This window comes from Granulicella paludicola (assembly GCF_025685545.1).
Taxonomy (GTDB): Bacteria; Acidobacteriota; Terriglobia; order Terriglobales; family Acidobacteriaceae; genus Granulicella; species Granulicella paludicola.
In genome coordinates this window covers 285,388-306,532 of sequence record NZ_JAGSYC010000024.1, presented here as the reverse complement: position 1 = coordinate 306,532, position 21,145 = coordinate 285,388, and the positions used below count along the sequence as shown (strand labels likewise).

15 protein-coding genes are annotated in these 21,145 nt (G+C 59.6%); 5 read left to right on the top strand and 10 right to left on the bottom strand.

The window, feature by feature from the left end; all coding sequences use genetic code 11:
• Positions 1–24: 24 nt before the first annotated feature.
• The 9 genes from tssH to tssB form a co-directional block, all read right to left on the bottom strand.
• Positions 25–2,688, bottom strand: a complete 2,664-nt coding sequence (tssH, locus tag OHL14_RS10620) for a type VI secretion system ATPase TssH (RefSeq protein ID WP_263379319.1) — start codon at positions 2,686–2,688, stop codon at positions 25–27.
• 79 nt (positions 2,689–2,767) lie between these two features.
• Positions 2,768–3,847, bottom strand: a complete 1,080-nt coding sequence (tssG, locus tag OHL14_RS10615; protein ID WP_263379318.1) for a type VI secretion system baseplate subunit TssG — start codon at positions 3,845–3,847, stop codon at positions 2,768–2,770.
• Entirely contained in the window at positions 3,811–5,658 is a 1,848-nt protein-coding gene (tssF, locus tag OHL14_RS10610; RefSeq protein ID WP_263379317.1) for a type VI secretion system baseplate subunit TssF, read from the bottom strand. Before tssF ends, tssG begins: the two co-directional genes overlap by 37 nt.
• 4 nt (positions 5,659–5,662) lie before the next feature.
• Entirely contained in the window at positions 5,663–6,124 is a 462-nt protein-coding gene (gene tssE, locus OHL14_RS10605; protein WP_263379316.1) for a type VI secretion system baseplate subunit TssE, read from the bottom strand.
• Between the two features lie 26 nt (positions 6,125–6,150).
• Positions 6,151–7,521 carry a type VI secretion system protein TssA gene (tssA, locus tag OHL14_RS10600; protein ID WP_263379315.1) on the bottom strand — a complete coding sequence of 457 codons (1,371 nt, stop codon included), beginning with the start codon at positions 7,519–7,521 and terminating at the stop codon, positions 6,151–6,153.
• Positions 7,508–8,251, bottom strand: a complete 744-nt coding sequence (locus tag OHL14_RS10595) for a type VI secretion system accessory protein TagJ (RefSeq protein WP_263379314.1) — start codon at positions 8,249–8,251, stop codon at positions 7,508–7,510. Before OHL14_RS10595 ends, tssA begins: the two co-directional genes overlap by 14 nt.
• A 9-nt stretch (positions 8,252–8,260) precedes the next feature.
• Entirely contained in the window at positions 8,261–8,743 is a 483-nt protein-coding gene (locus OHL14_RS10590) for an Hcp family type VI secretion system effector (RefSeq protein ID WP_263379313.1), read from the bottom strand.
• 151 nt (positions 8,744–8,894) lie between these two features.
• Complete coding sequence (gene tssC, locus OHL14_RS10585; RefSeq protein ID WP_263379312.1) at positions 8,895–10,385, bottom strand: type VI secretion system contractile sheath large subunit; 1,491 nt, start codon at positions 10,383–10,385, stop codon at positions 8,895–8,897.
• Positions 10,378–10,899 carry a type VI secretion system contractile sheath small subunit gene (gene tssB, locus OHL14_RS10580; RefSeq protein ID WP_263379311.1) on the bottom strand — a complete coding sequence of 174 codons (522 nt, stop codon included), beginning with the start codon at positions 10,897–10,899 and terminating at the stop codon, positions 10,378–10,380. The genes tssC and tssB overlap by 8 nt, the downstream gene beginning before the upstream one ends.
• Positions 10,900–11,242: 343 nt before the next feature.
• Between tssB and tssK (OHL14_RS10575) the strand changes: the two genes are divergently transcribed.
• Positions 11,243–12,607: a type VI secretion system baseplate subunit TssK gene (tssK, locus tag OHL14_RS10575; RefSeq protein WP_263379310.1), complete on the top strand. Its 1,365-nt coding sequence runs from the start codon at positions 11,243–11,245 to the stop codon at positions 12,605–12,607.
• Positions 12,608–12,730: 123 nt separating this feature from the next.
• Here the strand turns inward: tssK (OHL14_RS10575) and OHL14_RS10570 are convergent, their stop codons facing one another.
• Positions 12,731–14,611: a hypothetical protein gene (locus tag OHL14_RS10570; protein ID WP_263379309.1), complete on the bottom strand. Its 1,881-nt coding sequence runs from the start codon at positions 14,609–14,611 to the stop codon at positions 12,731–12,733.
• Positions 14,612–14,893: 282 nt separating this feature from the next.
• Between OHL14_RS10570 and tssK (OHL14_RS10565) the strand changes: the two genes are divergently transcribed.
• The 4 genes from tssK (OHL14_RS10565) to OHL14_RS10550 are packed head-to-tail and all read left to right on the top strand — an operon-like array spanning position 14,894 to position 21,106.
• Entirely contained in the window at positions 14,894–16,246 is a 1,353-nt protein-coding gene (gene tssK / locus OHL14_RS10565; RefSeq protein ID WP_263379308.1) for a type VI secretion system baseplate subunit TssK, read from the top strand.
• Positions 16,243–16,968 (top strand): DotU family type IV/VI secretion system protein, encoded by a 726-nt coding sequence (locus OHL14_RS10560; RefSeq protein ID WP_263379307.1) that lies wholly within the window; start codon positions 16,243–16,245, stop codon positions 16,966–16,968. The genes tssK (OHL14_RS10565) and OHL14_RS10560 overlap by 4 nt, the downstream gene beginning before the upstream one ends.
• Positions 16,965–20,375, top strand: coding sequence for an ImcF-related family protein (locus OHL14_RS10555; protein ID WP_263379306.1), 3,411 nt, complete (start codon positions 16,965–16,967; stop codon positions 20,373–20,375). The genes OHL14_RS10560 and OHL14_RS10555 overlap by 4 nt, the downstream gene beginning before the upstream one ends.
• A complete protein-coding gene (locus tag OHL14_RS10550; protein ID WP_263379305.1) occupies positions 20,372–21,106 on the top strand; it encodes a protein phosphatase 2C domain-containing protein in 735 nt (244 codons plus the stop codon). Before OHL14_RS10555 ends, OHL14_RS10550 begins: the two co-directional genes overlap by 4 nt.
• Positions 21,107–21,145: the final 39 nt, after the last annotated feature.

The window sequence follows — 21,145 nt, the reverse complement described above, 5'->3', positions numbered from 1 at the left end:
CTGTACCTCTTTCACCTGCTCTACTTACACCGCGACGAGTTGCGCGCTGCCCCACTCATAACTCAACTTGCCATCTTTCACTGTGATCGAAACATTTTCCGCGGTCTTACCCTCCGCGAGCCGACCGAGGATCTGGCGCGACATCTCTGGCAGCAGCGTGTTGGAGAGAATGTTGTCGACGTTGCGTGCGCCACTCTCAACCTCGGTGCAACGGCTGGCGATCTCATTCAGCATCGCCTCGTCATAGATGAGATCAACGTGGTGCGTCTCCTTAAGCCTGCGCACGATCTTGCTGAGCTTCAGCTTGATGATCTTCTTCAGGTTCTCGTCGCGGATGGGATAGAAGGGAACGATCATCATGCGCCCCAGAAACGCAGGCTTGAAGATCTTATCCAGCTCCGGCTTCATGGCCTTCAGCAAAGCTTCATCGGTGGGTGCCGTCTCAGGATCGGCCGTCAACTTCATCAGCGTATCCGTCGCGGCATTACTGGTCAGGATGATAATCGTGTTGCGGAAGTCGATCTCGCGACCCTCCGCATCATCCATACGCCCCTTGTCCAGCACCTGAAAGAACAATTCCAGCACATCCGGGTGAGCCTTCTCGACCTCGTCCAGCAGCACCACCGAATAAGGCCTGCGACGCACAGCTTCCGTAAGCACACCGCCTTCGCCGTAGCCGACATAACCCGCAGGCGAACCCTTCAACGTGGAGACCGTGTGCGCCTCCTGGAACTCCGACATGTTGATGGTGATCATGTTCTTCTCACCGCCGTAGAGCAAATCAGCAAGACTGATTGCGGTCTCCGTCTTGCCAACACCCGATGGGCCAACGAGCATAAATACGCCCACCGGCTTGACCGGGTCATCCATTTGCGCGCGCGATGTGATGATGCGCGTCGAGATCGCCTCCTGCGCATGGTCCTGTCCGATGACCCGCTTCTTCAACTGATCGGCCAGCGTTAGAACTGTGTTGATCTCGTCCTTTACCATCTTGCCCAGCGGAATACCCGTCCACGCCGAGATTACCTCGCCCACAATCTGCGAATCGACAGCGACGCCGATCATCCCCTTTTCGCCCTGCATATCAATCAACTCTTTCTCGAGCGAGGTAAGCTTTTCCCTCGTCCCGGCAGGAAGTTCCGTCTTGTTGGCCTGCGCCTCTTCTAGCTGCTTCTGCAGCTCACGTATCTCTCCGACGACGCCCTTCTCCTTCTCCCACTGCGCCTGCAGCTCGTTCAGCTCATGGGTGGACGTATCCACGTCCCGGTCAATGGCCGCGATTTTCTCGGCATGGTTTGCGCCAATCGCTACCTCGCGCTCCAAGATGCGCTTCTGGACATGCAGGCTGTCGATGCGGCGCTGCACATCTTCGAGCGACGCAGGCTGCGAGTTCTGGTTCAAAGCCAGCCGTGCACACGCTGTATCGAGCACACTGACAGCCTTGTCCGGAAGCTGCCGACCGGCGAGATAGCGGTGCGAGAGCTTCACTGTCGACGTGATCGCCTCATCGAGAATGCGCAGCCCGTGATGCTTCTCCAGCGCTCCTACAATGCCACGCAGCATCGTGCAGCAAACCTCTTCCGTCGGCTCTTCCACCTTCACCACCTGAAAACGACGAGAGAGCGCCGGGTCCTTCTCGAAGTACTTCTTGAACTCCGCCCATGTCGTCGCCGCAATTGTGCGAAGTTCGCCGCGGGCCAGCGCCGGTTTCAGCAGATTGGCCGCATCGTTCTGTCCTGCCTGCCCTCCTGCGCCGATCATCGTATGCGCCTCGTCGATAAACAGAATGATCGGCTCGGTCGATGACTTTACCTCATTGATAAGCCCTTTGAGACGGTTCTCAAACTCACCCTTCACGCTCGCGCCGGCCTGTAAGAGTGCAAGGTCCAGTGAGTGAATATGCACGCCTTGCAATGCCGGAGGCACATCGCCCTGCGCCACACGGTTCGCGAATCCTTCCACGACAGCCGTCTTACCGACCCCCGCTTCACCGGTAAGGATTGGATTGTTCTGCCGCCGCCGCATGAGGATGTCAATCATCTGCCGGACCTCAGCATCACGACCAAGCACAGGGTCAATCTTGCCAGCCTTCGCGTTCGCCGTCAGGTTGACGGTGTACTGATCGAGATGTGGCGTTTTTCCTCCTGAAGGCGATGGCGTGCCGCTGCGCTCTGGTCCGTCAGAGACGGTTCCCGCAGTAAGCGGCGCCTGCTTCTCACGTGAGTTCGCAACGATATCGTAGAACGCCACGCGCAGACCTTCGGGATCGACCTTGCGGAGTTCGCCCGTGATCTCTCGCAGCACGCGCGCGAGTTCCTCATTCTGCAGAAGCGCCAACAGCGTAAAGCCGGTACGCACGCTGCCCGCATCGAACTCTATCGACGCTAAAGTCCATGCTTCGCTCAACATCTTCACCAGCGTAGGGCTGAATGCAGGCGAGCGAGCGTTGCCGCTCTTCAATTTGTCCAGGCTCTTCTGCAGGTCTGCCGTAAAGCGCGACTTGTCGACGTTGAAGTGTTTCAGAATCGCGGCAATGTCGTTGTCGCTCGCGTCCAGCGTCTTGAATAGATAGTGCTCGATCTCGATGTCGTAATGTGCGCGGGATACACACAGGCCCGCTGCGGCTTCGAGCGAGCTCCGGGTCGAATCGTTTAGCTTGGCGATCAGGGACTTCAGGTTCAGGCTCATGCCGATATCTCCTCATGCAACGTGGGGTTCGAATGTGGAACTTGAGGGCCCGAACGCGATTCCTGACTCACCTGCAGACTTACGACAACAAGAACACCGCATCTCCCGGATCGCGAGGCTGTAACCGCGTCTTCAACCAACTGGTCAATCCGAGCTTGGGCTCCTGCCTTCCACGAAGGCCAAGCTCACACATAGGCGCTTCTTCACGGAGCAGGATCAGTTGCACCTCGGCTTCATACTGCCCAGCAGAGTAAAACCGTACCCAGTCGGTCAGCTCCCGATGCGCGTCATTGCCAGGTAGAAAGCTGACGTACCGCTCGAAGGACATCGGTCCGATAGAGATTCGGATTCTGCCATGATGATCCCAGACCTCCCCACCGACGATCGTGCCGATGCCAAGATTTTCGCTTGCGCGCCGCCTGCCTTCGAGAAAGGAAAGGTTCTCCGACGAAAGCGAACGCCATGTTCCGGCGAATTGCATCACCTCGACCGAGACCTCAAAGTAATCGGAAAGAATCTGCTGCAACCCGTCCGCCGTTCGAACGTGCCTGCCCAGCAAGCCACAGTAGGCCAGATACGCTTCGTCGCGCAGCTGACTGCGCTGGCGCATCTCCATCGTGCCTAGGCCCAGCAGGTCCAGCATCCGTGGCGTTACACTATCTTCCGCCCGAGCCTCGAAGCCGATGTAAAAACGGTACTTCTCCCAGCCGCGATAGAACAGTGAGATCAATCGATGATTGAACAGGTCGAAGAACTCGGTCATGGCCGTGTCCTTTTCCTTGTTCAGAGACAGCAGGTACTCGGTGTAAATCTGCGGCATGATTGTGACCGCCGCCGACAGACCAAAGAACTGCACGACCAGCCTTAGCTGCCCGTCCTGCTGCCGCTCGAGCTCAAATAACTGGCTGGGTGGATAGAGAAGAGATGGCAGCGCGGAAAATCGAATCGCCTCCATATGTGGCGCAGAAAAATAACCGACCGCGCTGCGGTTCCCTTCCATGCGATGCAGCAGGCGCACGGCCTGAAAAAACTCCACGCGAAATGGCTCCTGCTCCAGAAGGGCACGGATCTGCTCGAACGGATCGTACCCGCTCGTTACCACTGCCAACTGGGCTGGGTCTTCTACAGCAGCACCTGATTCCCGGATCGCGGAGGCCATGTGTTCATCGGCTCCTTTCTCAGATTCGTCCTGGCTGTGAGTTGCGTAAAGCTGTTGATGGACGCGTATCCTGCGAGGAAGCGATCAACCACGGAGGCGAACAGATAGGCACTCGCTCCCGTGAACTGCTGCTCGTCTAACTCCATCTCCACGGCCATGCCTCGTGCCGGTGAAAGCCCATAGTCTGAAACCACCATCGCGAAGTGCGGCGACACTGCCATTCGTGTCAGCGCGCCAATCTGGTTCTCCAGATAATTGAAGTCCGTGAAGTTATGCAGCCGCAGTATCTCCTGCAGCGCACCTCGACCATCCTCACTCAGCGAGAGATAGTTCAACGAAAGATGTGAGACCAGCCGCCAAAGCTGTCCTTGGCCATCTGGTGCATCGTAACTTCGCGTGGGCCTGCGTAACGACGTGATCTGCTTCGCCGCGGCAAAGCCCGGCACCTCGAAGTCTCCTCCCGGCGCGCCGAAAGTCACACGTGAAGGCAGGTCGAAGTTCGTGCAGGTGCACTTCACCGTCAGCACGTCAGCTTGGGGATTGGTGATGCGACCGTTCACGTCCACAACCGAAATATGCATTGCCGATGGCTGACGCTCGCCCAGCTCGTTCATTCTGCGCGTCGCGCTCCAGTAGGCGATATTGCTCTCTGTGCGCGTTTGGTGCCGATAGCTGTGAATCGGCTCCAGGCGCGTGGTCTCGCGCATAAGAGGATTGCTGCAAACCACGTCGTCGATGCTGTAAATCTCCATCGCCTCGGACTGCCGCTGGTCTGGGACAATGATGTACGACGAGCGTTGCTGCGACAACAGGATGGGCTCCGCCGTCTGCGAAAACAGATTCACGGCAGGCGTGCAGCTCAGGCGGAAGGTTCGATCGTTTACGCCCTGCTCCAGAACCTGTTGACGCTCCGGCCGCTCAAAGCGAGAGAACAGCAGGATGATGTCGACCTCGCTACCGAAGTCGCTGCCTGCCAGTTGGTCGAGACCTTCCAGGTCGAAGAAGAGAAACTTCTCTGGCAGAGTGAAGTACTCCTGCATCAGCCGGTAGCCATCCATTGAGCGTCGATTGAACGGCAGCACGCTCTCTTCAGGATCAAAGCCGACTGGCTTCAGATACTCAGGCCCTAGCAGCAGTGTGCGTTTGGAGCCGCCAAGCTCATGCACTTGGATCTCGATACAGTTCTGCGCCATCAATTCGTACAGTGGATACACCACTGCGGCATCGCCTGCCAGATAGAGCCGTAGCTTTTGGATTGGCAACCCATCGAAGCTGACATCCGGCAGGCACGTCAATCGCAGCCGCGCCGCCGCAACGGCTTGCTGTCCAGTGGACGCGCGGGGTTGCCCCGGCAATCTCTCCGGCTGACGCCACTCCGCTTCCGAGACCCGGAACGGCCACAGGTCCACGTCGTAGCTGGTGCGAAAGCGGACCGCCAGCTTGTCTACAGTAGATTTGCTCGCCATCTGCGTGCCGCGTGGAAGTGTCATGCCTGCGGTCTTCTTTCCCAGAGCGGGATCGGCGATACATTCCACAATCGTCATCGCCGGGATCGGCCGCAGATAACTCGGGTAGAGGAGATTCAGCAAAGCCTCGCACAACTGCGGGAAGTCGTCATCGATGCGGCGATGCACGCGCGCTGCCATAAACGCAAAGCCTTCCAGCAGCCGTTCCACGTGCGGGTCTTCGCAGTTGTCCTCAGTCAACAGAAGGCGCCCTGCCACGCGGGGATACTTGCGCGCGAACTCGCCGCCCATCTGTCGCAGATAGGTGAGTTCACGTTCGTAGTACTCCAGCATCTCCTCGCGCATCGTGCTACTTGACCTCGTACTCTCCTGTAATGACCTTCAGCATGGTGTCAAAACTGATGTCCTCTTCGCTGTTCTCGACAAGGATGTGTCCATCTACGTGAAACTGGATACTGCGCTTCAACGTGTCTGACCGGACCACCGAGACCCGCGGATCGTGTATGCGTGGCTCGTGTGATCGCAGTGTCTGGAGGATAATCTGCAGTACCCGCGCGCTATCAGTGGACGAAGCACCCAGCTCATTCACATCCGGCAGGCCATAGTTGAACACCGAGTTTCCTGCAAGCGGATACTCTTCGATCTGCTTACACGGGGTGCGGCGCGTGTTCAACAGCCACTCCACATCTCGCTTGATGCCGTTCTTGTACATCTGGATCGAGGCCGCCCGCGTTGAAGGAAGATCGACGGACGAGGTCAGGCGATCGAGTAATGACTGCGTTACCGGCGCATCGGATTTCGATCGAGCCATACTGCCTCTCCCTCACAAACTCCAGCTCATTCACTTGCACGTAAGACTTCGGCGTCGAGCCACTGCTGCGTCTCAGGATTTGCCGCGGAGGTATCGTCGCTCAAGGTCATTGTTCTCAGCGTGGGCAGGTCTGTCAGCAGCGATCGAACCGTGCTGACTACGATCTTTGCGAGCGTCTCGTTGCCTGCCCCCTGTGCCGCTCTCCAGGTGTAACGCTGCAGGTCCAGCCAAACGCGGCCACAAGGCTCCGGCAGCGTACGAATGCAGAGCTTCATCAGCTCAGTCCAGTTAGATTCCCCCGCCAGCTTGCGCATCGCCTGACGGACCTCCGTCGGCGGAGCGACCGCGAAGCTGAAGTTCGTGAGATCGGCGCCGCGCGTCTCTCCCAATCGCAGCGCAGTGCAAAGCAGATACGGCACCGCAGATGCAGGACTCTTTCCACTGAGATACTCCGCACAAGCCGCCACCTGCAGGTACGCATCCTCCACGCCACCTGGAGCTCCTGCCGGTACGGTGCGTCGTGCCGGAAGCGATGTGCCCGCTTCGGGGCTCGCCTCTTCTCCACCTTCAACGGCTTGGTCTGTCTCTTCCGAGGCCTCTTCGGGAATGACCTCGACCGGATCCGGGTCAGTTTTGCGCTTCTCATTCAGGACGCCGTTGATGATCGTCTTGACCTCTACCACCGTCGATTTCAGCTTGGTAAAGCTCGGATAGTCCGAGCCATATTTCTCCTCGTGAAAGATATCGAGAGCTTCAATGGCTTCAAGTGTGGCCGCCAGCTGCGCATCGGCCGCAGCGTAAAAAGCCTTGGGTGTCGCATCAATTGACCGCTGAAGGTCTTCGCCGGTCATCTTGCCCCGGGCGATCGCATCGTTGCGAATCGCGAGCTTCGCATCGTTCATCGAGTCGCCTTCGAAGCCCAGCGCTCGCGCGTCCTGATACTGCACCCAGGGAATCCCGTCCCGCGTCAGACCCGTCGCCTTCACCGAGGCCGCCAGCATATTCGCCGCGCCTTCCATCGCCCCAATCCGTAAATCAGCGTTACCGTCCTCGTCCCGCTCTGGATGTACTGTCTCCCAGAACTGGTCCTGCAGTGCCTGTAGAAACTCGATGCCAGGCTGCAGAACGGCAAAGCCCTCTTTTCGGGCGATGGACTCGAGATACCAGCTCGCCAGACGCAAGTCTTTACTGCGCGTCGCCAGAGCCTCCCCTGCCAGCTTGACGACGAGCGCACGGTCCGCCTTTTTGGGCGCGCGTCCCCACTCTCCTGTCGGGAGCGAGTCGTCCTCCTCTATCCGCGCTTCCTTGATCTGGTCGAAGACTTTGTCATACTGAAGGCTCGGGCCAGAGGGATTCTCCCCTGCGATTGGTTCCAGGAGGTCGTCACGCAGTGGCATCGGTCAATTCTCCAGCCGGTTCCACCCCGGTACCCCACACGATGCTCCGAACCTCGATCAATGGAATCTCTTCCCCGTCGACCAGAAGAAACTTCAGTCCTTTCGGTCGCTCGTTGCCTTCCGCATCTTCGTCCCAGTCATTCGCTCGGCCCAGCTTAACCGCCTCATCTGTGGAGAGATACGACAGCGGCGAGAGAACCGGCAGCAAAATTTCACCGAGTTCTTGCAGCCGGAACTTAGGACTGCAATCGATCCTCGCGCGCGCCCATAGCAGATCGCGCAGGTCCTTCGGTGCCTCGATCTCGAGGCGCTCAATATACTTCGTCGGAATCCACGTATAAGTGCCCGCGATGAAGATCTCAAGATGATCCCCAATGCGGGGGTCTGCATCGCTTAGATGGGTGAAGGTTCTACCATCCAGGCTACCGCCTGCAGCAGGAGCCTCATCGTCCTCGGCCGCCGGGGTTTCGCCCTTCAAAAACATCTCCTGCCGTGTACGCTCAGCATAAAGGGCACTACGGTAAAGCAATGTGGCCGGACCCGACTTCGGGTTCTGGTCCGCAAGCACATCCAGTTGCTTTTCGGCACGATCATATTCGCCAGCAAAACACAGAAGCTCGAACAGGAACGTACGGCGCTTGGCGTCGAGCGGATTCGACCGCAGCTCTTCGCCAAGCGCCCTGATTGCCTGTCCCAACTCCCCAGCTCGATAGAGTTCCTGTGGAGTCATAGTCCCCTGTTAGCTAACCTTGTTGGCCTTCAGGTCATAAGTGACCGCACCGGTGCTCGTCAGATTGCCTGTCTCGTTTTGCTTGCTGTAATCAATCTTGATGGTGTTGTAGCTGAAAGAGATCGATTCGGTCGGTATCTCACTCGACCCACTGAGCTGCTGGCTCGTGACAAATACTTCGCCCAGGTCAATCTTAAGGAAGGGAGTTCCCGTCGCGCTTCCTGAGGACTTGGATGCCGTCAGGGTCGCCGTCTTGATGTGGGTTCCCATCAGCAATGCCTTGTAGATCAGCGGACTCGCAGCGTCGAAATCCTTCATGATGCTCATATCGCTTAGGGACGCCTTGCCTGCACCTGAGCCGCCGGAACCGGACACCGAAGTGACCTGGTTCGCGCCCCAGCTCCACGAGAGGAGACGAATCTCGTTCTTGTGGTTCTCGTCCATTGCCTCACCATTGATACCGTCTAACTTCAGAAAAAAATCTACTGCCATGGTCCTTCTCCTTTTCTCTGCCTTGCACTTCGGAATGGAGCGGCGACTGGCCGCTGGCTGACGTTGGGCGAAGGGCCATCATGGCCTCGCTTCGATCTTTGAATCCAGTTGCCGCAGCTCCGGATCCTGGAGATCCAAGGGGTGCGGGATACTACTTTGCGGGGGCCGGTAGATCGGCGACGAGCCGAAGCGAAACAGTCAATTCATCCAACTGAAAATGCGGTTTGAGGAATGCCACGGCACGCAGGGCACCGGCGTTGCCCGGAACCTCCATGACCTCGATACGCGCCTCGCGCAAAGGCTTCTCAGCCTTGGCAGCCTGCGAAGCGTTATCGCTCGCAACCACGTAGTTCGAAACCCATTGGTTCAAATATTGCTCCGCCTGAGAGCGACTCATGGCGCTGCCAAGTTTGTCGCGCATCATCGCCTTGAGATAGTGCGCGAAGCGGGACATCGCAAGAATGTACGGAAGCTGCGCCGAGAGCTTGGCATTGGCGTTCGCCTCATCCTTGTCGTACGTCTTCGGTTTGTTGCAGGTCTGCGCGCTGAAGAACGCCGCGTAGTCCGTACCTTTGCAGTGCACCAGCGGCACGAACCCCTGGTCCGCCAGCTCCTTCTCGCGACGGTCCGTGATCTGGACCTCTGTTGGGCACTTCAAGGCGATATCGCCCTCATCGGTTTTGAAGTTGTGAGCCGTTAGACCTTCGACGAGTCCACCGCCTTCCACACCGCGAATCGCAGCGCACCAGCCATACTTCGCGAAGGAGTTCGTCAGTCGTGCGCCCAGACCGTAGGCAGCATTGCCCCACAGATACTTGTGGTGGTCGCGTCCGTCAACATCCTCTTCGAAGTCGAATGCTTCTACCGGCCGCGTCTCCTTGCCGTACGGATCACGCATCAGGATATGCGGCAGCGTCAGAGCTACATAGCGAGAGTCATCCGACTGGCGGAAAGCCTTCCACTTCGCATACTCGGTGCTGTCGAAGATCTTCGACATATCACGAGGCGCGCCGAGCTGTGTGTAGTCTGAAAGGTTCATCAGCTCCGGCGACGCCGCTGACAGGAACGGTGCGTGAGCCGCCGAGGCAACCTGGCTTACCTTTTCCAGCAGCTCCATGTCCTCCGGCCCACGACCGAACTCGTAGTCGCCCAGCAGCGCTGCGAAAGGCGCGCCGCCAAAGACGCCGAATTCTTCTTCGTAAACCTTCTTGAACATCGCGCTCTGATCGAACTCGGGCGCACGCTGCAGATCGCGCAGCAGGTCCTTCTTCGATACGTTAAGAACCTTGATCTTTAGGTTGTCGTTGGTCTCGCTCTGGTCCATCAGGTACTTGATGCCACGCCACGTCGCCTCAAGCTTCTGAAACGACGGGTGATGAATCACCTCGTTCAACTGCAGAGAGATCAGGCGATCGATCTGGGCCAGACGCGCACCGATGCTGGCCTCAGCATCGCGCGATAGCGTCATCTGTCCGTCGAGGACCTGGCTGACGAACTCCTTGACCATGTCGCGGCCACGTGCCTGACTGCCTGCGTCTGCGCTGAAGCGACCCTGCGCTACAAGCGAATCGAGCAGAGAGGGAGCGGCTGTCGTTTCCTCCGTGGTGGTTGCCGCTGCAAGCGGACTCGTTGAGCTACTCATGGGCTTCTCCCTTCGAGCCAATCTCGGACTTCAGCTTTTCGCGCGCTTCCGTGCTAGACACAGCCTCAAAGAGCATTTCATCCAGTTTGTCGTTGCCCTGAAGCGTGCCACGCAGATCCGAAAGGCGTGTGCGCAGATCGAGCAGGTCCTTCAACGGCTTCACCTGCTTGGCGACGTTTTCAGGTGAGAAATCATCCATGCTCTCAAAGCGCAGATCGACCTTCACCTGGCCGGCATCGGGATCGTCGCTGAGCTTGTTCGCGACAGAGTAGGCGAGATGCGGCTGCATCCCCTTCATCACGCTGTCGAAGTTGTCAGGGTTGATTTCGATAAACTTGCGGTCCTTCAGGGCGGCAAGCGGTTTTTCGGGTTGACCGGTCAGATCGCCTAGAACACCCATCACAAAGGGCAGTTCCTTCATCTCGATCGCCGACCCGACCTCTACGTCATACGTGATCTGGACGCGCGGCGAACGCACCCGATCCAACTTATGCTGCGTGCTTTCCCTAGCCATTGAATAGCTCCAAGACGATGCAAGTTATAAGGGGGGCCCGACAGCAGGTAGGAATGTACTCATCACAAGACCACAAGAAATGGGTCCATGTAAAGTTTTTTCTGACGATTAAATCTGTATCGCCGCAGGATAGAGTTACACCTACGCGCGGAAGTATCACGCTCCGTGCAATCCCGTGTCCAGTTAAATCTCGAATAACCTAACTTTCAAATTGCCTACGCGCGAACTCTCACCGCATCTGTGATCAGGCTTGATTTACAGTAGGCTTCAAAGTCAACACACATAATCGCGCGGCAAGGCAGCGCTCCTGCGAGCGCGTCGCCCCGAGCACGGAGCCTGCAACATGCGACAGCTTCAACCCGTCATCTGGTCCAAGGGCACCTTTCTCTCGCCTCAGCATCTGCAAGCGCAAGAGCGCTTCGTTGAAGACTCAGTGCGCTTTTATCTCGAATCGCTCAGTAGTAATGGCTGGGGGTTCATGAATCTACAGCTCGACGTAAGAGGGCTTACCGAAGGCACGCTGGCCCTCGCTGTGGCATCGGGAGTCTTTCCTGATGCTCTTCCCTTTGACATTCCTTCCGCCGATCTTGCGCCGCGAGGCCGCGCGCTTGAGAAGTGTTTCGCACCTGGACAGGATAGTTGCGACTTTTATCTCGCCATCCCGGAATATCGTCGTGGTGCCATCAACGTATCCATCGGCAGCGCCACTGCCAGCACACGCTTCACCGCGCACATGCAGATGACCCGCGACGAGAACGGTGGAGGCAATCGCGACAAACCCGTACAGCTCGCGCACAAAAATCTTCGCCTTATCGCATCCGGAGAAAACCAGGAAGGCTCCGTTCTCCTGCCCTGCGCACGCATCCTCAAAACCGATACCGGCACCTTCCTCGCCGACCCCACCTTCGTTCCTCCGCTCATCAACGCCCAGGCCAGCGAGCTCATCCGAAGCACACTGCGCAGCCTCGTCGAACTGCTGGTTACCCGCAGCACGCAGCTGGCAGGCAGCCGACGCCAGAAGAACCAATCACTCGCCGATTTCAGTGCCTCGGACGTAGCAAACTTCTGGCTCCTCTACACGATTAACACACGCCTGCCGGGACTGCGCCACCTGCTTCAATCGGAGCAAGTGGCACCTGCACAGCTTTTCAGCCAGATGTCAGATCTCGCCGGCGCGCTGACCTCCTTCTCCTCCACCATCGATCCGCGCGATCTCCCGTCCTACCTACATGAACAGCCAGGGCCTTGCTTCCAAAAGCTCGATCTCATGATCCGCACCATGCTTGAAACAGTCGTCCCCAGCAGCTTCGTCTCCCTGCCACTCAAGCATCTGCGCGACACCATCTACGCAACCTCGATCGACAAGGATTCCTATCTCGAGAACACGCGACTGTACCTCGCCGTCTCTGCCGACATGCGAGACGCAGACATCATCGACCGCGCACCGAAGCTCATGAAGGTCAGCGCCGCAGCGCAGCTGGAAAACCTGATCCGCCATGCACTGCCAGGGCTGCGGCTTACGCACGTTTCGAACCCGCCACGCGCCATTCCCGTGAAGCTCGGCCACCAGTACTTCTCTATCGAGCAGAGTGGCCAGTTCTGGGAGGCTCTCGTGCGCGCACGCAACTTTGCCGTCTACGCCCCATCAGACTTCCTGCGTCCGGAGATGGAGTTGGTGATCCTGCTGCCCACACCTGGTCGTAATTGAATAAGCGCGACGCTGCTCCTGGAAAAGGCCGAAGTTCAGTCCTGCTACAAAACCGTTCAGAAAAAAAGCTTCAACCACTTACAGAGCGAATTGCGGCTTTCGGCGGACGCCTTCCGGCTGTCCCTAGTGCTTCATCATCAGCACTACAGCCAGCAGAATCGCGACCAGCAACACAATCACGATGATCAGCAGAATGGGCAGATACTTCGATGAGCCACTCACAGCCACAGTAGGACTAGGGGGCGTCGGTATCGCAGGAGCCTGCATCGTGGGCACCTGTAGATGCGGCATTGCAAACCCACCACCACCGCCGCCGTGAGGTATTTGCGGTGCATGGGGGATTTGCGGTGCATGGGGGATTTGCGGCGCTTGATGCATCTGCGGCATCGCCCACTGTGGCATCGCGGCAGCAGCCGGTGGAGCAGCAGCCACTGGCGCGGGTGGAGCCGCAGCACTGCTTCCCTTCGCGAGGCTCTCACGCAATGCCGATGAGTGAATGATGCGAGTAAACTCCCCCGGCCCCGAAGACATCGGTTGCGCCTGTATCGCCTGCGGTGTCGGCGAAGTGTTGAAGACCGTCGTAGCTCCTGAATGCATTATCGGCGACTGACCTGCGAACTCCTTGTTCGGCATCGCAGCAGCCGGCAACGGTTGTAGCGATTGTGGCGCCGATGCTACAGGCGGAGCACTGCCCATCGTCTGCAGCATCGAAGTAATCGACTCCCCTCCGTACGCCGGAGTAGCAGGAGCCATGGGCGGGGCAGCACTGACGGCGGGCGCAACACTTGCAGGTGCCGGGTTCGGCGACTCCAGCGTGCGCAGCATCTGCGTCAATCCACCGGCAGAAGGCGGGCTGCTCGGCGACGGCAGCGGCGAAAGAGCAGCGCTAGAATACGCTGGCGAATCATAGGAGCCAACGCCGTAAGGCCTCGGCTGCTCTTGCGGAGGTGCCGAATAGGTAGGCGCAGGTGACGCCTCTCGCCCGATCGGTGGAAATGCATCCGCCTGGCTTTCACCAGCTCGAGGCTGTGACGGCAACGCCTGAAATAGCTGCGTAAAACTGCCCGGCGCGCTTGGAGCAGTTGGTGGTGATGAAGCATGAGGAGGCTCTGTTGTCTTGAAGAACTCAGTCAGCGACCCGGCAGACGGAACACTCGGAGCGGCAGCAGGCGCAATGAACACTGATGTCGACGCAGCCGGCTTCGTATCCAACGCCTGAAAGAGTTGGGTGAACGAACTCGCGGCCGGAGCCGCGCTCGGAGTTGGTGTCGACGCGGCCGGAGCGGGAGGGGTACTCGGAGCAGGCGTGGATCCGAGAGCTTCGAAGATTTGCGTAAACCCGCCTGATGATCCAGTGGGCATCACGGGCGCAGCCAAAGATGGGGCTGATGGCGCGACAGGAGCCGAAAACACTGGTGCTGATGGCGCAGCAGCAGGCGCTACAGGCACAGCGGCAGGCTTGGCGTTCAATGTCTCGAACAGCTGTGTGAAGCCTCCAGCGACCGATGCCGATAGTGCCGGCGCAACGGGAGCAGGCGCGGAGAACACAGGGGCTGCGGGTATGACTGGTGCCGATGCCGGAGTCGGCGCGAGCGTCTCGAACATTTGAGTGAAGCCACCCGCAGAAGGGTCCGCTGCCGGAACAGGCGGAGGCGTTACCGCTGTAGGCTCTGCCACCGGCGGCTTAAAGCTCAACGTGCTAAGCAGCTGTGTAAACCCCATCGAGTTCGCCGCTGGCGGCGCGGGTAGCGTTGGGTTCACCCCCGCTGCTGGAGCGTTCGCATTCAGTACACGTTTCAGCGGATCCATCTCTCCGCTCTCATCTGCCTGAAACACGACCTCATGAACGTGAGGTACAGGAGAGGTCATCACCACTGGAGGGATAGGCTCAGCCACCGCGGCTACAGGTGCAGACTCCACGGTCCCAAAGATACCCGTTGCCCCGCTCATCGGGGATTCTCCCTGCGCCTGCCGCAACAAATCCTCTGCGTCAAAATCCTTCATCGCAACTCCTCTTGGGGGCCCGTTGGATAATATCGAGAATCTTTTCACGCAGACGTCATCGTGACGAGACTTCATCACTTGACAGTCGACAGTATTGTTCCTAGCATAGCCGCTATAGGTCAAACGAAAACTTCAAACGCTTCAGTATTCGTACTGAATCTACGACGTTGCCGCGCGAAGCAACCTCGTCATTTGATCTGTAGACGACAGTGTAAAACGACCCGATGCTGGGTCGGCGCAACCGGGCCCCTGGACTGAATATCCTCAGCATAGGTTGTGCCCATGAAATTCCTGTCGCGCGTCGTCTGGTCGGAGGGCATGCACCTCAGCCCGCAACACTTCCAGATGCAGAGCCGCTACTTCGAAGATTCCCTCTGGTTTCTCTCGGGCAGCCTGCGCAACCATCCCTGGGGACTTCTCAGCTTCGCACTCGACGCCGATGCCGTGCGCAATGGCCGCGCCACCCTTCGATACGCCTCCGGCATCTTTCCCGATGGCCTCGTATTCGAGGTTCCCGACAGCGATCCCATCCCCGAACCGCTTTCGCTTTCCGATCTATTCTCCCCCACCGACAGCGAACTCCTCCTCCATCTCGCCGTCCCGGGCCGCAGTGCCCAAGGCCTCGATACCGACCTCACCAACTCTGCAAACTCGCGCTACGGTACTATCGAGCACGTACTCCGCGACGAGACTATCTCCACCGAGGAATATCCCGTCACCCTCGGCCGCAAAAACCTTCTCCTCTGCAGCGCCGCTCAACTCACCCCCAACTCCGTCTCCTTCCCCGTCGCACGCATCCTCCGCGACGGCAAAGGTGGCTTCATCGCAGATGAGACCTTCCTTCCACCTCTGCTTCACATCGGTGTCGTCGAAGACCTGCTGCGACGCGTGAAGCGTCTCTCCATCGCCATTGAAGACAAGATCGCCGTCACGCGACGCGGCCAGAAGCGCTCCGGTCAGTTCGAGGCAGGCAGCTCCGCGCTCGATGTCGCCAACTACTGGTTCCTGCACGCACTCTGCTCGGTTGCGCCCGCGCTCAACCAGCAGCTTGTCAGCCGTAAAGGACATCCTGAGGAGCTCTACAGCATCCTCGCCGAGATGTCCGGCTCACTCTGCACCTTCTCTTTCGATTCGACGCCCGACTCCATCCCCGCCTACGACCATCTCCATCTCAATCGCACCTTCTCCGAGCTCGAAGATCACATCCTCCGCCACCTCGAGATCATCGTTCCCTCGAACGTTGTCACTCTCGACTTCCGCCCTGCCGAGCAATATGTCCACATAGCAACCATCGCCGATGAGCGCTGCTTTCGCCGCGCGCGCTGGATCTTGGGCGTCCGCTCCAACATCGGCGACTCCACACTTCTCAGACTCGTCCCCAACCTCGTCAAGTGCTGCTCCGCTGAAGGCGTCGTCAAGCTCGTACAGCGCGCGCTCCCTGGTCTCGATCTCGTTCACCTCCCCATCCCGCCTTCCGCACTCGCCGCACAGGTTGACATGCACTACTTCAGCATCGACACCCGCGGTCCCTGCTGGGAACACACTCTCGCCACCAAACAATTCGGCGTCTACCTGCCCGGCGATCTGGGCAATGCAACCTTCGAAGTCACCATCCTCGTTGAGGCAACCGCATGACCTCCCCCGTTCAACTTCCTCCGCTGCGTACCGGCAGTCTCGCCTTCGACTTCCAGGACGTCATCACCGTCATCCTTCGCGTGCGTTATCGCACGCAGCGCGTCTCCGATGCCGTCGGCTTCCGCAACAACATCCGCCAGATGATCGCCACCGCCGCGCAGCAGGCACGCCGCTCCGGCTACTCCGATCAGGCTTCGCAGATGGCGCTCTACGCCATCGTCGGCTTCCTCGATGAGAGTGTTCTCAACTCCCAGGATCCCACCTTCGCCGACTGGTCGCGCCGCCCCTTGCAGGAGGAGATGTTCGGCGGCCACTTCGCCGGCGAGTACTTCTTCCGGCACGTCGCCGATCTTCTGCAACAACCCGACACGCCCGAGGTCGCCGACGTCCTCGAACTCCACGAAGTCTGTCTGTTGCTCGGCTATCGCGGCAAGTTCGCCTTCAGTGAAGCAGGCGAGATCCAGAACATCCAACGTCGCATCCGTGAAAAAATCCTGCGCATCCGCGGCGGCGTCTCTCTCTTTCGCGTCAGCGAAGCCCCCGCCGTCGTCTCCACCGCAAAGCGCGACCCGTGGATCAGACGTCTCACCATTCTCACCGGCGCCGTCGCCTTCCTCCTTGTCATCGCCTTCCTTAGCTATTACCTACTGCTCAGCGGCGGTCTCAGCCGCGTCACCACCAGCTCTCTTCAGCACACGTTCTCTGCAGAGGTGGCGCTGTGAAACGCAGTTATCTCATCGGCACGCTTATCTTCGTTCTTTTCATGGTCCTCATCGTCGTCGTGGCGTTGGCCCTGCATCTCGATGGCATCCGGCTCATCCTCTTCGTCGGCGTCATGGCCCTCGTCGGTGTCGGCGCCATCATCGCCGTGATCATGATGCGCCGCAAGGAAGCCACCCTTCACGATCCCGCCGAGCCGCAGACCGCCGACACCGTCAACCTCGACGCGCTCGTCCGCTCCGCCGAAGCACGCCTCAAAGCCTCACCCGGTGGAGCCAAATCACTCGCGGGCATCCCTCTCGTTTACGTACTCGGCGATGAGAACTCCGCCAAGACACAGACCATCCTCCAGTCCGGCCTCGACGCTGAACTCCTCGCAGGAGAGGTCTACCGCGACAACCTCGTCGCTCCCACGCAGCTTGCCAACATCTGGTACACCGGCTCCGGCGCGATGGTCGAAGCAGGCAGTCCGCTTCTGCGCCAACCCGCTCTGTGGCGACGCCTCATTCGCCTCACGCAACCTCACAAGCTCACCACAGCGCTCAAGCGCGGCGGCCTTCAACCCACCCGCGCAGCTGTACTTTGCATCAGCATCGAGCGCCTCACCACCGCCACCTCGCCCGACGCCATCCGTATCCTCGGACAGACCCTCAACGAGCGTCTTCGCCTGCTCTCCGAAACCCTCGGCATCTCGCTCCCCGTCTACGTTCTCTTCACCAAGCTCGATACCATCCCCTCCTTCGCCGACTACGCCGCCAACCTCACCGAAGAAGAAGTCCGCCAGCCCCTCGGCGCTCTCCTCGCCCGCATTGATGCAGGCGCTGGCCTCTACTCCGAGCGCGCCACCCAACAGACCGCTGCGCGCTTCGATGAACTCGCCTACTCGCTCTCCGAGTTCCGCACAGAGATCCTCTCGCGCGGCAATCAGCCTGAAAGCAATGCCCGCTCCTACGAGTTCCCCCGTGAACTTCGCAAGCTTCGCGCCCTCATCGTCGACTTCCTCGTCGAAGCCGGTCGCCCCAGCCGCCTCGGCGTCAATCCCTTCCTGCGTGGATTCTACTTCTCGGGCATCCGCGCCCATGTCATCGAGGAGATGTCCGCTCCATCCGTCGCGCCAGCAACTCCTCCTGCAGCGCAGGACGCCGGTGCCACCCGCATCTTCTCCTTCAATGCCGCTACGATGCCAGCGGCTCAGCCACAAGCACCCCAGCGCACCACTCGGCGCGTCCCGCAGTGGGTCTTTCTCCCTCATCTGCTCCCGCGGATCGTCATGGCCGACCGCAGCGCCCTCGACACCAGCCGCGCCAGCACCAAGGTCAACCTCGTCAAGCGCGCACTCATCATCGGTGCAGCCTCCTGCCTCGCTCTCTATCTCATCTGCCTAACCATCTCCTACGCAAAAAACGCCGCGCTCGAAGATCGCCTTCGCGCCGCAGCCAGCATGTCCACCCAATCCGTCAGCCACGGCGATCTCGCCTCGCTCACCGATCTGCAGAACCTCGAAAAACTCCGCGTCGTCTTCGCCCAAATCGCTGACTACCAGCAGAACGGCGCTCCCCTCTTCTACAAGTTCGGCCTCTACCCCGGCGACAAGCTCTACGCCACCGCGTGTTCCGCCTACGGCAACCGCTTCCGCACCCTGCTGCTCTCACCCACGCAGGCAAACCTCGTGCAAACCTTCGCGACCCTGCCGCCCGACCGTCGCCCCACGGACGAATACACCGCCACCTATCGCCCTCTACGCGCCTACCTTATCAGCACCTCAAACCCCGAGAAAAGCTCCTCCGATACCGCTGGCGATCTTGAGAAAGCCTGGGTCGGCAGCAACACATTGCCCACAGCCGCCACCGATCTCTCCACCGCGCAGTTCCAGACCTACACCGCCACGCTGCCACTGCCAAACTCCTGCATGGCCCAGCTCGGTGGAGCTCCGCGTATGCCCGTTGTGCAGCAGGCCCGCTCCTTCCTCAGCCACTTCCAGGGCATCGAGCAGGTCTACATCAGCATGAAGGCCGCAGCCGATCGCAAGTTCCGCTCCATTCGCTTCAACGATCTCTACCCCGGCTCCGCCGCCTACGTCGTCGATAGCTACGAGGTCGAAGGCGCCTTCACCAAAGGCGGCTACTCCTTTATGCAGGACGCCATCCTGCACCCCGAGCCCTACACCAGCGGCGAAGAATGGGTGCTCGGCCCCGCCACCGGTCCCGGCGTCGAGCGAGTCCAGCTCAACGCACAGCTTCCGCCCCGTTACCTCACCGACTTCCTCAACGCCTGGCGCAGTTATCTCAAGGCGGCGCACATCGTCAACGGCGGCAGCTTCCCCGAAGCGCAAAAGAAGATCCACGCCCTGTCCGGCCCCGGCTCGCCCATGACCGAGCTCTTCCAGCTCATCTCCGACAACACCACCGTCGCCAACGATGCCTTCAGCAAACCCTTCCAAGCGCCTCAGTCCGTCGTTCCCCCCAAAGGCACCGCGTTGCCGCAGGGCTACGTCACCGGCCTCGGCGGACTCGATACCGCACTCTCCAGCCTCGGTGCTCCCGGCACCACGCCTAGCGGAGCTGCGCTCAGCGCCATCGACACGGCCGCCACCGCCGCGCGTTCCGCCGTCAATGCCGTGCGCTCGGGCTTCGTTCCACCCGACCCCGCAGGTGGCATGGACACCACCTCCGAAGCCATCCTGCTCGCCCCCATTAAGAACGCCGAAGACCTCTCTGGTGCAGGCAAAGCGGCCGCGGCTGGCGGCGGTGCCAAGGCTCTCTGCGCCCAAGTCGACGCGCTCACCAAAAAGTTCCCCTTCAGCCCTGACTCCCATGAGGACGCGACGCCCGCCGAGGTCGCTGCCGTCTTCGGTCCCGGCCAGGGAGCCATCGCCCAGTTCGCCCAGACGCAGACCTCTAACATCACGCTTCTCGGTCAGCGCTACATCCAGGCCCAGGGCTCGAACGTCGCCATCAACCCGGGCTTTCTCAACTTCATGAACGCCGCTCAGACCATCACCGCGACCTTCTTCCCCACCACCAAACTCGACTTCTCCCTCACCCAGGAAGCCGTCAAGAACCTTCCGCCGGCTACCGTCGATATCGACGGCAATAAGCTCGATTCGGCTGGTCCCGCAAAATCCTTCACCTGGATCTCTGCCCCCACCGGCAAGGTCCATGTCACAGCAGGTCAGCAGACCAGCCCCGACTACACCGGTCCCTGGTCGCTCTTCCACTTCGCCTACGGCGCCAAGCACCCCGCAGCCAACAAACTCGAGTTCATCTTCGCGATGAACGGACAGACCGTCAACAGCCAGAGCGGCGTTCCCCTCGACTTCACCTTCGACGTCGGCGGTCCCGGAGCGGCGATGCTCAACCCGGCCTTCATGCACCAGCTGCACTGCACCATCAAGGTAGCCACCAAATGACGATTAATGCCATCGAGGTAGCCGCGCTCAGCGACATGGGCTGCGTGCGCACCAACAACGAAGATAACTTCGGCTACGATCCCACCCACCAGCTTTACGTTGTGTGCGACGGCATGGGCGGTATGGCCGCCGGTGAGGTCGCCAGCTCCATCGCCTGCAGCACCGTCATCAGCACCTTCGCAGCGCAACCACTTGAGACCCCCATCGAGATCCGTCTCTCGCTCGCCATCCGTGCCGCCAACAAAGCCGTCTGCGAGGCAGGCGAATACGAAGGCCAGAAAGGCATGGGCACCACGCTCGTCGCCGCCGCCTACGATGGCTCCAAGCTCCTCATCGGCAACGTTGGCGACAGCCGCGCCTATATGCTGCAAGGCGGCAATGCCATGCAGCTTACCCTCGATCACTCCTACGTCAACGAACTCGTCCGCTCCGGACAGGTCAAGATCGAAGACGTTCCAAACCTCGACCTCGAGGGTTTCGCCTCCACCATCACCCGCGCCATCGGCGCTTCCCGCGAAGTCGAACCCGATTTCTTCTTCATCGACCTGAAGGACGGTGACACGGTGCTCCTCGCCAGCGATGGCCTCACCCGCTATTGCAACGCCCCCCGCATCGCAGAGCTCGTCGATCCATTACAGCTTGAGACCTCCTGCCAGAAGCTCATCGACGAAGCCAAATCACTCGGCGGCGCGGACAATGTCACCTGTCTTCTCCTTCGCTACAACGCTTGAGCCTGCGTGTCACCTCGCAGTCCCGTTCATTTTGAAGAT

Coding starts and splice junctions, on each gene's coding strand:
- tssH (WP_263379319.1), bottom strand. CDS start 2,688: ATGAGCCTGAACCTGAAGTCCCTGATCGCCAAGCTAAACGATTCGACC.
- tssG (WP_263379318.1), bottom strand. CDS start 3,847: ATGGCCTCCGCGATCCGGGAATCAGGTGCTGCTGTAGAAGACCCAGCC.
- tssF (WP_263379317.1), bottom strand. CDS start 5,658: ATGCGCGAGGAGATGCTGGAGTACTACGAACGTGAACTCACCTATCTG.
- tssE (WP_263379316.1), bottom strand. CDS start 6,124: ATGGCTCGATCGAAATCCGATGCGCCGGTAACGCAGTCATTACTCGAT.
- tssA (WP_263379315.1), bottom strand. CDS start 7,521: ATGCCACTGCGTGACGACCTCCTGGAACCAATCGCAGGGGAGAATCCC.
- OHL14_RS10595 (WP_263379314.1), bottom strand. CDS start 8,251: ATGACTCCACAGGAACTCTATCGAGCTGGGGAGTTGGGACAGGCAATC.
- OHL14_RS10590 (WP_263379313.1), bottom strand. CDS start 8,743: ATGGCAGTAGATTTTTTTCTGAAGTTAGACGGTATCAATGGTGAGGCA.
- tssC (WP_263379312.1), bottom strand. CDS start 10,385: ATGAGTAGCTCAACGAGTCCGCTTGCAGCGGCAACCACCACGGAGGAA.
- tssB (WP_263379311.1), bottom strand. CDS start 10,899: ATGGCTAGGGAAAGCACGCAGCATAAGTTGGATCGGGTGCGTTCGCCG.
- tssK (WP_263379310.1), top strand. CDS start 11,243: ATGCGACAGCTTCAACCCGTCATCTGGTCCAAGGGCACCTTTCTCTCG.
- OHL14_RS10570 (WP_263379309.1), bottom strand. CDS start 14,611: ATGAAGGATTTTGACGCAGAGGATTTGTTGCGGCAGGCGCAGGGAGAA.
- tssK (WP_263379308.1), top strand. CDS start 14,894: ATGAAATTCCTGTCGCGCGTCGTCTGGTCGGAGGGCATGCACCTCAGC.
- OHL14_RS10560 (WP_263379307.1), top strand. CDS start 16,243: ATGACCTCCCCCGTTCAACTTCCTCCGCTGCGTACCGGCAGTCTCGCC.
- OHL14_RS10550 (WP_263379305.1), top strand. CDS start 20,372: ATGACGATTAATGCCATCGAGGTAGCCGCGCTCAGCGACATGGGCTGC.